The 13837-nt window shown below is 47.1% G+C and carries 8 protein-coding genes and 5 pseudogenes; 10 read left to right on the forward strand and 3 right to left on the reverse strand.

Annotated features, from left to right (window positions below):
• Window positions 1-316 precede the first annotated feature (316 nt).
• From JWF83_RS12035 to gutQ, 3 genes and pseudogenes are all read left to right on the forward strand, one after another.
• Window positions 317-844 (forward strand): annotated as a pseudogene (locus tag JWF83_RS12035) (glycine radical domain-containing protein); the annotation flags it as partial.
• A 266-nt stretch (window positions 845-1110) separates the two neighbouring features.
• The gene (locus JWF83_RS12040; protein WP_413650449.1) at window positions 1111-2064 is read left to right on the forward strand and encodes an ROK family protein; all 954 of its coding nucleotides are present in this window, start codon (window positions 1111-1113) and stop codon (window positions 2062-2064) included.
• Between the two features lie 154 nt (window positions 2065-2218).
• On the forward strand, window positions 2219-3184 hold the full coding sequence (gutQ, locus tag JWF83_RS12045; protein WP_413650450.1) for an arabinose-5-phosphate isomerase GutQ: 966 nt from the start codon (window positions 2219-2221) through the stop codon (window positions 3182-3184).
• A gap of 157 nt (window positions 3185-3341) precedes the next feature.
• Here gutQ and fsa read toward each other — a convergent pair whose 3' ends face one another.
• Window positions 3342-4007, reverse strand: a complete 666-nt coding sequence (gene fsa / locus JWF83_RS12050; protein ID WP_413650451.1) for a fructose-6-phosphate aldolase — start codon at window positions 4005-4007, stop codon at window positions 3342-3344.
• A 548-nt stretch (window positions 4008-4555) separates the two neighbouring features.
• Here fsa and ptsG point away from each other — a divergent pair.
• Window positions 4556-5992: a PTS glucose transporter subunit IIBC gene (gene ptsG, locus JWF83_RS12055; RefSeq protein ID WP_413650452.1), complete on the forward strand. Its 1437-nt coding sequence runs from the start codon at window positions 4556-4558 to the stop codon at window positions 5990-5992.
• 130 nt (window positions 5993-6122) lie between these two features.
• Here the strand turns inward: ptsG and JWF83_RS12060 are convergent, their stop codons facing one another.
• Window positions 6123-6893 (reverse strand): DNA-binding transcriptional regulator YciT, encoded by a 771-nt coding sequence (locus JWF83_RS12060; RefSeq protein ID WP_413650453.1) that lies wholly within the window; start codon window positions 6891-6893, stop codon window positions 6123-6125.
• Between the two features lie 619 nt (window positions 6894-7512).
• Here JWF83_RS12060 and JWF83_RS12065 point away from each other — a divergent pair.
• The 6 genes and pseudogenes from JWF83_RS12065 to JWF83_RS12090 all read left to right on the forward strand — a co-directional run.
• Window positions 7513-7817 (forward strand): annotated as a pseudogene (locus JWF83_RS12065) (transposase); the annotation flags it as partial.
• 516 nt (window positions 7818-8333) lie between these two features.
• Window positions 8334-8582 (forward strand): phosphoribosyl-AMP cyclohydrolase, encoded by a 249-nt coding sequence (locus tag JWF83_RS12070; RefSeq protein ID WP_413650454.1) that lies wholly within the window; start codon window positions 8334-8336, stop codon window positions 8580-8582.
• A 31-nt stretch (window positions 8583-8613) separates the two neighbouring features.
• Entirely contained in the window at window positions 8614-9834 is a 1221-nt protein-coding gene (zigA, locus tag JWF83_RS12075) for a zinc metallochaperone GTPase ZigA (RefSeq protein WP_413650455.1), read from the forward strand.
• Between the two features lie 136 nt (window positions 9835-9970).
• Window positions 9971-11008, forward strand: a pseudogene (locus JWF83_RS12080) (CobW family GTP-binding protein); the annotation flags it as partial.
• A gap of 71 nt (window positions 11009-11079) precedes the next feature.
• Window positions 11080-11481, forward strand: a pseudogene (locus JWF83_RS12085) (RNA polymerase-binding protein DksA).
• Between the two features lie 188 nt (window positions 11482-11669).
• Window positions 11670-12016 (forward strand): annotated as a pseudogene (locus JWF83_RS12090) (IS66 family transposase zinc-finger binding domain-containing protein); the annotation flags it as partial.
• A gap of 29 nt (window positions 12017-12045) precedes the next feature.
• Here JWF83_RS12090 and JWF83_RS12095 read toward each other — a convergent pair.
• On the reverse strand, window positions 12046-13833 hold the full coding sequence (locus JWF83_RS12095) for an ABC transporter permease subunit (protein WP_413650456.1): 1788 nt from the start codon (window positions 13831-13833) through the stop codon (window positions 12046-12048).
• Between the last annotated feature and the right edge of the window lie 4 nt (window positions 13834-13837).

Below are 13837 nucleotides of genomic sequence, written 5' to 3' on the forward strand. Positions count from 1 at the left end.
TTACATAAAGAAAAGCATCTCGTTTGCCGAAACGACTGTCTTTCGTATTTAACGCATGTTGCGGATGCTGATATCGGCGCTCGAGCTACACATATGGCTCGAAAAAACCATTGAAGATCCTTCTTTGCTTAAATTTGATAAATTTTGCGAAGTAAGGAAATGACAGCTATGTTAAGAGGATAAGTTAATGAGTATTATGAATTTAACTCCATCAAACGAGCTGGATCTGACTTCAGTGAGTGATCGCATTAGAGCTCACAAAAATGTGCTGGTAAATATAGTCAAACCCGCGGTCTGTACGGAACGCGCACGGCATTATATTGATGAATTGAAAAACTACGTCAACCCCCGGCATAGGCGTGGACCTATTGGTGGCACTTATTTCGCCGGGACATCATCTATTTCGGCCAATGTGCCTTTTGAGGCGAAAACTCAAGCCACACTTGATGGCCGGAAAGCTAAAACCCCGTTGGCTGAAGGTGCTAGCCCAAGCGCGTGTACTGACAGGTTGGGTCCTACAGCAGTAATAAATTCCGCGGGTAAACTACCTACAGGTTCAATTCTAGGCGGAGTGCTACTGAATCAAAAACTTAATCCGACGACTTTAGAAACCAGTAGTGACAGGGCTAAGCTAATATTATTGTTACGTACACTATTTGCAGATCGGAAAGGAAGGCATATCCAGTACAATGTGGTCTCACGGGAAACATTGATTGATGCTAAAAAGTATCCAGATCTCCACCGCGACCTGGTTGTGCGGGTTGCAGGATATTCTGCATTCTGCACATCTCTATCTCCTGAATCTCAGGATGATATTATAGCACGTATGGAACATACGTTATAAAAACCATACAAGGCAAGGTAGTAGTGTTAGTACTATCTTGCTTTTTTCATATAAGGGAAATGTTGTCTTTTTTGATTTTATTGATTTTTTTTTGATATATATAGTTATTTATTACGGTAAAATTAATGACTTATTATATCCGTTTATAAAAAATCGAAATGAATCCAAAAAACCTTAGCCTTGGTTAATGATAATCGCCGGAAAGAATGGTTATGGTCGTTACCAGAATAAATATCATAAATTTTATTTTAAACAGGACGATAACTGTGAATGCATATACAATTGGCATTGATGTCGGCGGTACCAAAACAGCATATGGGTTATTTGATGGTGATAAAAATCTCATACTAAAGTATAAAACGGCATCAAATGCTGATTTGGATGCACAAGGCTTTTTTGATGAAATATTGTCTAATATTAATACAATAATGCGAGACCAGAGCCTAAAGGTTAATAATCTTCGGGGCGTGGGTATCGGTATGCCGTCCTTTGTGTTTTATGAAGAAGGTAAAATTTTAAAAACAGCTAATCTACCAAAAATAAATAATTTTGCAGCAAGAAATTATATGATAAAGAGTTTGGGAGGTAATATTCGGGTAATGCTTGATAATGATGCTCATACCGGTGCTCTAGCCGAACATCGTAACGGTGCAGGAAGGGGATTTAAACATATGCTTTATTGCCCGGTAAGCACAGGCATATCAACTGGTATAATTATAAACAATGAACTTTTTCGTGGACGCTATGGCTGGGCGGGAGAAAGTGGGCATATGATTATCACCCCTGGCAAGGGTATTGAATGCGGATGCGGAAATAAAGGTTGTCTAATGTCGTACTGCTCAGGCTCGATGATTGTCAAGCATATTAAAAGTAAAATTGATCAAGGGACTAAAAGTATCCTCACTGAATTAGCTGGAAGCACAGATATGATTAATACTCATCACCTCATCAAAGCCTTGGATTACGATGACCAGCTAGCTAATTGGGCAGTGGAGCAGATGGCTACTTATATGGGGGTGTGGCTTTATAACTTATACACAACGCTAAATATAAATTGTTTCATTTTTGGCGGAGGTTTGCTAAATTTTGGCGACAAATTATTCCCTCAAATTAGAGAGGTTTTTGATGTGTATAATCATAATGACATGCCTGTTTATTTCAAAAATGCAGAGCTTTGTGATGATTTTGGAATAATAGGTGCGGCTGAATTATTATTCTGAATGCATTTTTTTAAGTTCGTTTTTAAGGGAATAATACGACTTTAAACTTTCCGGCTCTTATTTAAAGTTAACTCAATGAAAGGTTATTATTGAGTCCGGCTGACCATTTCGGCTTTAAGATTTTTAATAATATTAAATACTGTCAGGAGCTTATATGCATTTGGATTTTTTTGGGTTTGCCAAAGAAACGCTGGAAACAGAAATTCGAGAGGCTCAACGAATGCTAGCCCGTTTGGATAATAGTATTGAATTGGCATGCCAGTTGTTATTAAAGTGTAAGGGTAAAGTCGTTGTTTCAGGAATGGGTAAGTCAGGGCATATAGGTAAAAAGATTGCCGCGTCTCTGGCCAGCACAGGCACTCCTGCGTTTTTTGTGCATCCTGCTGAGGCGTTGCACGGCGATCTGGGGATGATTGATGCTCAAGATGTTGTAGTGTTTATTTCCTATTCGGGTAGAGCACATGAGTTAGATACCATTTTGCCACTCATAGCTGATAATGGCATTCCCGTAATTGCGATGACGGGAGATTTAACCTCTCCTTTAGCCAAAGGGGCCTTATGTGTGCTTGATGTCGGAGTTGAGCGCGAAGCTTGCCCCATGGGCCTGGCTCCAACAGCGAGTTCGGTAAATACGTTGATGATGGGTGATGCTCTCGCTATGGCGGTGATGCGCTTCCGTGGGTTTAGTGCCGAACAGTTCGCCCATTCTCATCCTGGCGGAAGTCTAGGGAGCCGGTTACTAAAAAAAGTTCATCATATAATGCGTCGTGGCGAATGGATGCCAATTGTTGCTCGTGAAAGCACAATTACCGACGCCCTGCTGGAACTCAGCCGAACAGGTCTGGGTTTGATTGCAATCTGTGATAAGGCAGGACGCGTTGTCGGTGTGTTTACCGATGGCGATCTTCGGCGCTGGCTTATTCAAAAGGGGAGTCTTGACGCTTCTATCTCTGAAGCAATGACACAACCCGGTTTTGTATTATCGGCGAATATGCTGGCCGCAAACGCACTCGACGCTTTGCATGAGCATCATATAAATGCCGCGCCGGTTGTTGATGATGATGGAAAAGTAGTGGGAGCGATTAATTTATACGATTTTCATCAGGCGGGAATAAAATAATAAGTGGGTCTCAAGAGAAAAAACTGTATTCCACGATTTACCTAAAATTTAATGATCCGTAAGGCAGTAAAAAGCTGATTTATAGAGATAGACTGTAATAATACACGCTACCCAAAGGGCAAAAAATCGCCCCTTGGGTACTGCTATGTATGCCTATTTACCCTAGTGTTGTTGAGTCGAATGCATTGCGCCAGTCTTGTTCAAATTTTTCCACCGCAGCCTTTACAGCCGGGGTTGCAATAAATTGTTCTGCCACATCCACCGGCAATGTTACAGATTGACAACCCGCAAGAAGGCAATCGAGAACCTGTCGCGGAGTTTTGAAACTGGCGGCAAGGATTTTAGCATGTGGTGCATGTTGAGTTAATAAACGCTGCAACTCCGTAACCGTTTGAATGCCGTTACCCCCCTGAGCATCCAGTCTGTTTACATAAGGTGCGATGTACTCAGCACCGGCTAGAGCACCAATCAAGCCTTGACCCGCGCCGTAGACGGCCGTGCCTAGTGTAATAATCCCTTCCTCACGCAGCGCTTTTATGGCAACCAGCCCTTCGGAAGTGACAGGAATTTTAACAATTAGATTTTCAATCGTATGCGTAAGTTTTCTTGCCTCTACAACCATTTCATCAGCCGTAGATGCCAAAACTTGAGCAAAAAGGCGACCTTTGCCCCCTAAGGCTTCGCGAAGCGCGGGTAACACTTCCCAAATAGGTTTCCGTCCGCTTGCAATGATGCTGGGATTTGTTGTCACCCCTGCAATAGGTAACACACGGGCCAGTCGCTTTACTGCCACGACATCAGCCGTATCCAGATAGAGTTCCATAGTCATTTCCTCAGAAAGTGTGAATTGTAGCAAACTTTGTAAATTATAGTACTCGTAATACCTTATTATTTTGATAGATATCAAATAATGCTTCATTCGAAAGTATTTTAATCTCTGTATAAAAATAAATGTAGGTCGAAGCGATCTACAGCTGTTTGGACTGAACCACAGCTAAGGACTTTTTTTGTCCTTTTAGGCAGTCGATTCGACAGACTCATGCTGGCTGCGCACAGGTGAGCGCTAGCCTGATTTGAGCAATCGAACCTGAGAAGTCAATTGCGTGCCTTAGCCTCAAATGTGTCATTAACACAAATTTAGGAATGAGGGGGTTACCTCCGGGATGGGCAATGATGTTCACTTGATAAAAGGCGGATCCAATCAAACTTGTTAAATACAGGTTAAAGCAAATGGGAATATTTGATTTTTAAATATTTTAATATTGAAAAGTTGCGTGATATCCAGAAAGCGCTCAGGTAGCCCTCAATGCAAACGTTTAATGGCATCGGGCACTGCGCAAACATAAATGATAAACAGGAGTACCCTACATTATGTTTAAAAATGCATTTGCTAACCTGCAACAAATCGGCAAATCGTTAATGCTTCCAGTCTCAGTACTGCCGATTGCAGGTATTCTCTTAGGTGTTGGCTCAGCTAACTTTACCTGGCTGCCAGTTGTGGTATCACAGGTCATGGCCGAAGCGGGCGGATCGGTATTTACGAATATGCCGCTTTTATTTGCGATAGGTGTTGCTTTGGGGTTCACCCATAATGATGGGGTCTCTGCGCTGGCTTCAGTGGTTGCTTATGGCATTATGGTTAAAACCTTGGCTGTGATCGCGCCTATGGTCTTACATGTTTCCCCCTCCGAAGTTGCCGCGAATCATCTCGCTGATACAGGCGTCTTAGGTGGAATATTATCTGGCGCGCTGGCGGCCTATATGTTCAACCACTTTTATAAAATTAAGCTACCGGAATATCTGGGTTTTTTTGCTGGAAAAAGATTTGTACCGATCATTTCCGGGCTTGCAGCTATTTTTGTGGGTATTATCTTAGCGTTCATCTGGCCTTACATCGGAAACGTCATTCACTCGTTCTCACAATGGGCGGCCTACCAAAGTCCTCTGGTCGCTTTTAGTATCTATGGTGTTGTTGAACGTGCGCTGGTTCCTTTCGGCTTACACCATATCTGGAACTTTCCCTTCTGGATGCAAATCGGTGAATTTACCAATTCCGCTGGCCAAGTATTCCATGGCGATATTCCACGTTATATGGCGGGAGACCCTACCGCAGGCAAATTATCTGGCGGTTTTTTGTTTAAAATGTATGGATTGCCGGCTGCTGCTATTGCCATTTGGCATTCTGCCAAACCAGAGAATAAAGCAAAAATTGGCGGGATCATGATCTCTGCCGCTTTAACTTCTTTTCTGACGGGTATTACGGAGCCTATTGAATTTGCTTTTTTATTTGTTGCGCCCGTTCTATATGTTATACATGCTATTTTAGCCGGTCTGGCGTTCCCTATTTGTATTTTTCTCGGCATGCGTGATGGCACCAGCTTCTCACATGGTTTGATCGATTTCATAGTACTCAGTGGCAACGGCAGTAGGTTATGGCTGTTCCCGATTATCGGGATGGCGTATGCCGCAGTATATTACACCGTTTTCCGCGTATTGATAAAAGTGCTTGATCTTAAAACACCAGGACGTGAGGATGCCACGACTGAAGCGTCCACCGTGAGTACCAGTGAACTGGCACCGGCGTTAGTGGCTGCATTTGGCGGCAAAGGCAACATCGCTAATCTGGACGCTTGTATCACGCGGCTACGTGTTAGTGTTCTTGATATTACCAAAGTTGATCAGGCTGCCCTGAAAAAACTGGGCGCGGCAGGTGTTCTAATCGCGGGTACGGGTGTGCAGGCCATTTTTGGCACCAAGTCCGATAACCTGAAAACCGATATGGATGATTATCTCCGTGCGATAGTCTGATCTTTGTTCAGCAAATAGGGGAGAAGTATGTCCCCTTTTTGCCAGTTAGCCAAGGCAATAGCTATAACTTGAAGTCGCCAACATCATAGTCTGTAGATTATAATTGAATATCTATCAGCATGTTATATCATTAATCGGGGTAGGCATGCTGCCTATCATCTCCGACTAAATCTAATTGGATACCTTTCTGCCTTAGCTGTTGTTGATAATCTCTGGAAAGAAAATTATCAGTTATCACACGATTAATCTGGCCAGTGGAAGCCAGAGGGTAAGGCTGGATTTGTCCGAACTTTGATGAATCCGTAAGTGCGATTGTTTCCACGCCTTTTGCCAGCACGGCGCTGATGACATCGCAACGCATCATATCTTTACCGGTAAACCCTGTTTCAGCAATGTAACCATCAATGCCAATGAAAGCTTTATTGAAATGGACCTGCTGGATACATGAACGAGTTAGAGGCCCAACAACGGATTCACTATTTTTCTGATAAAGGCCACCGAGGATGATTACGTCACATTCTGTATCTTTCAATAAATTGGCTATGTAGTGGCTAACCGTTATCAGGGTAACTTTTTTCATCGCAGCGAGATGCCGAGCCAGCAGGGCGTTGGTGCTACCGCCTTCAATAAATACGGTCTCCCCATCATTAACCTGAGATGCCGCATACTCCGCAAGTTCTTTTTTCAACTGAAAGTTAGTCAACATACGTGCATCAACATCGTCGCTTTCGTAAGCAACTGCTGAACCATGAATGCGTTTGAGATAACTGTGCTTTTCAAGGATGTTAAGGTCCTGGCGGATCGTGACTTCTGAAACACCCGAAATCCGAGCCAGTTCGCTAACGCTGATTGTCCTGCGTTCGTTAACGAGTTGTAAAATATTCTGTTGTCGTGAATTCATATCCATCGGCTACCAAGTCATCCAAAGGCTATCTTAGTGTCATATGAAAGCATAAAACTGCAAACTAAGCATTAGATTAGCATCAAGTGAAACACAGAAATATGCAAAAAAAGCGTTTCAATCAATTTTGCATTGCCTAAAGGTACTCCCTTCCTACTGTCCGCTACCGCCGGTAGCCATTTACAAAATACTAAAAAAATTTACTCCAGGAACTCTTATTTTGTTTGTTCAAAGACCGCTGGGTAGGGCTTCTAAGTCGTCAAAATGATATGCCATATTTAACTTTAAAAACCGCAACAACAGAATACAACAAATTATTTACATTATTTAATTAGACATAAAAGCAGACGAGGTCTTCAAAGCCTATAGTTTATAAAATACTAATTGAAGCTGCATGTGTCTAATATTATTAAAAAATATGATTATGCTATTCCTGTTATAGTTACTCCTATCTGTATCATGTTTTAAAATCTACGAGATCGCAGTATTTGTACTGAGCTGCTCACCGTAGTGTTTTGACGAGTAATGTGTATTAGCCCCCTAATGGTCCAGACACTTTGACCCGCTTAAAATACGAGGTAGTCTTAAAGCTATGTTTAAGTCTGGTCAAAGCGAAATCATGGGTACTGCTCTTACGTCGCCAGAGCGACGCCGCCGTCGTACTCCGCAGGAGAAGATCACCATCGTCCAGGAGACCTTCCAGCCAGGAAGCTCCGTTTCTCTTGTCGTCATAATGTCAATGCCAATCAAGTCTTTAAATGGCGTAAGCAATACCAGGACGGCAGCCTGACGGCGGTCTCGGCCGGCGAAGAGGTTGTGCCAGCGTCTGAATTAAACAACGCCATGAAACAGATCCGTGAACTCCAGCGTCTTTTGGGTAAGAAAACCATGGAAGCCGAGATCCTCAAGGAGGCGGTTGAATACCCCCTCTGTCAGGATAGTTGTCACCCCCATCGAAAATACTAATGACAAGATGGGAACAGATCGTGAAGCGTATTTCACCAGAACGTAAAGCAGCCGCACTGGCTAAATTATTACCGCCCTACAACATGACCGTCACCGCAGTTGCGCAGATGGAAGGGGTAACGCAACTTCCCCTGAAATTACCGAATAGGATTTATTACTCACCGCCCATAGCCTCCTGTCGTTGTCAAAGCTGCATCTTCTCCTCGTAAGCCGGACCAGACAAACCTGCTCATGCTGTAATCGTGACGAATAAAAGAAGAACTGGTAAACTTAATTGTTACGTTATAACATAACAATCACAGAGTGAGGTGCCAATCTTTCTGTTACTGGAAAAAGCCCATGCAGGTACAGTTTTCAAACTTGAAGAAATCCAGCCGTCAATATCCTGGGATTCGCATGGATTGATCGCTGCTATAGCTTAGCAATACAACACAGAAGAAGTGCTGATGGTTGCCTGGATGAATCAGATGGCCCTTGAGGAAACATTACGTACCGACAGCCTGTTACTGGTCGCGTTCCCGATCAAGCCGGTGGCGCAAAGGCGAGACCTCTGGCTGTATTCAGCGGGTACATGATATCCGTCTGGATTGCGACGGAGATGCCGTACTTTTGCTTGTTGAACAACATGGCGGCGCCTGCCATACGGGGCGGCGAAGCTGCTTTTACAACGCCATTAAGGGTGAAGAAGTCGTCGTACTGAACGACCCGTTTTATCCGGACTGATAGCAATGAAATGTTGGAGGAGAGTAAGTTAATGTCTGAAGTCAGTGCAAATTTTCATAGCGATAAACGTTTGCCCGTGACCGTTCTGTCCGGATTTTTGGGTGCAGGAAAAACAACCCTGCTTAATCATATCCTGAACAACCGGGAGAGTCGGCGTGTTGCCGTTATCGTAAATGATATGTCAGAGGTGAATATTGATGCATCTCTGGTCAGGGAAGGTGGTGCAGAACTCTCCCGAACGGATGAGAAACTGGTAGAAATGAGTAACGGTTGTATCTGCTGCACATTACGGGAAGATCTCCTGCTTGAAGTCAATCGTCTGGCAAAAGAGGGACGTTTTGATCAGCTTGTCATTGAATCCACAGGTATCTCTGAGCCTCTGCCTGTGGCTGAGACTTTTACCTTTGCCGGAGATGACGGCGAAAGCCTGTCAACAGTCGCGCGCCTTGATACCATGGTGACCGTAGTGGATGCGTTCAATTTTTTGAAAGACTACGACTCGGAAGACAGCATTCAGTCACGCGGAGAATCGCTCGGTGATGGCGATGAAAGGAGCGTGGTTGACCTGCTGATCGATCAGATTGAATTCTGCGATGTGCTGGTCCTCAATAAAGTTGATCTCATCAGTGAAGCGCAGAAAGTCAAACTGATGGCGGTTTTACGTTCGCTTAATCCACGGGCCAGGATCGTTGTTTCACAGTTTGGGCAGGTTCCACTTGATAACGTACTTAATACCGGACTGTTCGATTTCGATCAAGCCGCTCAGGCACCTGGCTGGCTTAAAGAATTGCGGGGTGAACATACGCCGGAGACAGAAGAGTACGGGATCACCAGCTTTGTATTTCGTGCCCGTCAGCCTTTTCATCCGGCCCGTTTCTGGCAGGTGATGGACAATGAACTGAATGGCGTCGTCAGATCGAAGGGGTACTTCTGGCTGGCCAGTCGTCCGGAGTTTGCAGGCTCCTGGTCGCAGGCCGGTGGAGTGGCGCGCCAGGGACTGGGCGGCATGTGGTGGGCAAGTGTGCCGAAAGAACGCTGGCCAGAGGATCCGGAATCACTCAAATTCATCATGTCTAACTGGATGGATGGTATTGGTGATGCCCGGCAGGAGCTGGTTTTTATTGGAATGGAAATGAATGAATCCGAACTGCGCAACAGGCTGGAATCTGCCCTGTTAACGGATACCGAAATGGCTGAAGGGCCTCAAAAATGGCGACATTACCCCGATCCTGTTGAACCGTGGTTCGATTAGTGAATAAAAGGCACCCGCATTTGTCAGCTGCCTTCGTATGAAAGCGAAAGGGTGAATTTATAACAATTCTTCGCCGGCTTTTTTGAACCACTGGACAACACTGTACAGATGAGGCTGTCCTTATAACGAGACAAAAACAGAAATTGTTAATGCTGTCAGTAATAATTTTGTGAGTATTTCAGCAGACAGTATCAGCAGCAGCAGCGGTATCCGGAAACTGGATAATGCGCTGAAAGACCTGCTCGAAAAACGGCAGCCGGAGTTAATTCTGCTAGAGACGTCAGGGAGCAGTCATCCTCTTCCTCTGATCCGCTACCTGCGTGAACATACCCAGGTGAGTCTCAGGGCATTTTTGTCTCTTGTTGATACTGTCATGCTCAATGATGATTACGATGGCGGGAAAAAACTTATTCCGGCTTTTCAGGAGCACCTCAGCAGAGGAACCCGTGGAGTGGAAAGCCTGCTGGCAGAACAAATTATGTTCTGTAATAAGCTTTTACTAACCAAAAACGACCGGTTGCCATTCTATGTTGTTACTGCGGTGGGCAGAGCCATACATCCCCTTAATCCGCAAGTTGGGGTTATGGCTGTGCCCTGGGGGAATCTGCAGCTGGATGAGCTGCTTGCCATGCCGGATTATGATTTTCATCGGGTGGCGTTACTTATCGAAGAACTTCAGGAGGACATCGACTCAGTTTTACCGGATGGACCGGACACAAATTATGATATTTCCTGGCGCGTCATTGAAGATGACCGTCCCTTTCATCCGCAGCGACTGTGGAATACGTGCCACCGCTTTATGGGCGCCGGGGTCTACCGCAGCAAGGGCTTTTTCTGGCTACCGGGAAGAGATGATCTGGCATTGCTGTGGAATCAGGCTGCTGGAAGCATCAACCTTGAGTTTATTAGCTACTGGAAAGCGGGTGTTCTGAATCATACTGATAATTCGCTGACCATGGAAGAGCGTACAGCGTTGCGCCAGCAACTTGCAAAAATGCCCGGCCGGTTTGGTGATCGTCAGTGTCGCCTGACGGTGATTGGTGAGGGCAGAGAAATCGACGATTTTGTCCTCGCTTTGCAGCAGTCTTTCCTCACGGAAGAGGAAATTAACGGGTGGCAGCAGGGGGCGGTTTTTAACGATCCCTGGCCAAAGAAAGTGGCCCGGCTGGGGTAATGCTGAATTTTGCGGTGATTATTGTTGTTATGTTATAACGTAATAAATTGCAATTTTAACGGTATTGCTACATGACAAAACCTACCGGTGCTGAAAGGGAAAAAATTCTGGCGATGCCGCCAGAAGATTACATGAACCCCTTGCAACAGGATTTCTTCCGGCGGTTTATCCGGCATGAAAGAAAGGAAGTGCTTGATCACATAGAGTATATGAAACAGCAACTGCAGGAGGATCCGGAAACGGGTGATCAAGGAGATATCGCCATTCGTGAAGAACATCTACCCATACTGTTATGACAGATAGACAGAGAAGGCCTCTTGCTGCCGAAATATGATGCTGCACTTATGCGGCTGGGAAAAGGAGAATATGGCTTCTGCCGCGATACTGGCGAACCTATCGGTCTGCTACTCAGGCCTACCGCTGAATTAAGTATTGAAGCCAAGACAAAGGAAGACAAAGTTGAGGTTCAGTAGCGGAAGAAATGATGGCTGCCATCCGGGGCGCGGGTATGGACGAAATGAAAGCAGGATAACAAATCAGACAGATACAGATGAGAATGACAGCGAAGCAAAACTTATGCCCCGGTATGCTACCGGATATCCAGTCCGTTAAGAACGACGATGCGGGAGAGTCATTATCCTGGGTCGGTATGGCGCAAATTGACCTGCCGGCGCCGCGCCCGCTGCGGCAGACCCGCACGCGCAGGCCGTTCCCTGAATCACTCCCGCGCGATGAAAAACGCCTCACCCCGGCTGAATCCTGCTGCCCGGACTGCGGCGGCGCGCTGTCGTACCCGGGTGAGGACGCGGCAGAGCAGCTGGAGTTGCTGCGCAGTGCGTTCCGCGTTATCCGTACCGTGCGGGAAAAGCACGCCTGCAAAGCGTGCGATCGCATCGTGCAGGCCCCTGCGCCATCGCGCGCGGCATCGCCGGGCCGGGACTACTGGCCCGGGTGCTGACGTCAAAGTATGCGGAGCACACGCCGCTGAACCGGGAGTCGGACATCTATAAGCAAGTGGACCGTGCGTAGACTGCTACTCATTGCATACGTGTGGGTTTTTTGCTTGTTAGACCCGCCAGACTCACCCCGATTATGGATAAAATGGCCAGGGCGCTCGCCGGAGCCAGAACGACCCAGTACGCGCGTTCAAAATAAGGCATGCCTTCCGCGAGAACTCTACCCCATTCAGGCTCAGGCGGTGATGCTCCCAGACCAAGAAATCCCAGTGATGCTAATGCCAATGCGATTCCAGGTAACCGTAGCATAGCATGGCGGAAAAGAGGGCCAATAAGTGCAGGAAAAACATAGAACAGATTCTGACGCAGCCAGCCAGCACCCAGAACGGGCAGCATGCTAATGTAAGATCTGGCACGGATCTCTGTTGCCAGCGCGGCGGTGTGTGTCGCCAGAGGTGCCCAGCTGACAGCCGCTATCGCAATGGCTGCGCCAGAACTGCCGGGCCCACTGACTGAAACTACAAGCAAGCCAGCAATGACCGGGGGTAAGGCATTCGCCATCTCGGTCGGCCCCACGAACACTCGGGGGAAAAGGCCAATCACTAATCCCAGAACCAGACAAATGAGCGAGACAATCAGCGCCAGAATGCAGGTATGCACGGTACCGTGCGCAACTCTCGCCAGTAAATCGCGCCCCATGGCGTCGGCACCGAAGGGCAGTGAAGAGGAGGGCGGCGCCAGGCGCAGAAACTCAGACGTGTACGGGTCACGTGGCAACCCGGTCAGCAGAAGCAAGGCCAGCGCGACGGCACAGATAACCGGCAGCACTATCAACATCCGTCTATTGCTGTCGTCCGGTTCATTTGTCACCGGCAGAGATGACGTGCGTAACGCCCGGCCAAGAATGAGGTATCTGATCACCGCCGCCAGAATGCCGAACATAAACGCGATAATCAGCAGGATGAGAATGCCGGTCTGCAGTGCCGGAAGATCCTGTGCTACTACGGCCCCAAGCGTTGCTCTGCCCAGTCCCGGGATGGCAAAAACTTTCTCGACCGTGACGGCGCTACCCGTCAATGACACCAGAATAAGGCCGATTAACGGCATTACCGTGGCTAATGTTCGCTTAAGTACCGCACAAATAATGTGCCAGCGCGATATCCCTGACACGGTCCAGGTAATGACCCAGTTTTCGCTGAACGTTGTGGCTAAAGCATCAGAGAATATTCGCCCCAGATACCCCCCTGCCGGGATCCCCATGGCCAGCGCTGGCAGTACGGCATAGTGCAGGCCGCTCCAGCCATAAGGGGGAAACCACTTCAGCCAGACCGCGCCGACGACCAGTAAAAAGGAGGCCAGAAGAAACTCGGGTAATGCGGTAAAGATCGACGCGAAAAACCCTGTCGAACGGTATGACCGGCCATGCAGCCCGCGACGGAAAGTCGGCAGACAAATCATTGCCGCCAGCACCAGAGCCACCACGGCAGACATCAGCATCAGCGTCAGTGATACCTGCGCGGCCTGCAACATTCCTGGCAGTACCGGACGTCCTGAAACCCAGGCGTTTCCGGCGTCTCCTTGTAAAAGGCCACTGAGCCAGTTAATCAGCAATTGCACGGGACCCTGATCGAGCCCCAGTGACTGGCGAATCGCTGCCAGCGCTTCCGGCGTCGCTTCTTGTTCAGCGGAACGCGCGCGCAGTAACGCCATTGCCGGATCCGTACCTGAAAGCCAGGGTAGCATCCCTATTAGTACGATGATGCCCGTCAACGTAATGACTCGCGACACCAACGTCATCATTAAGCCATGAGGCAGGTAACTCGCCCGCTGAATCCTGGCGCAGGTCCTGCAGTACAGCGATTCGCTCATCGAT

It is taken from the genome of Pantoea sp. B65, from assembly GCF_047308185.1.
GTDB lineage: Bacteria > Pseudomonadota > Gammaproteobacteria > Enterobacterales > Enterobacteriaceae > Erwinia.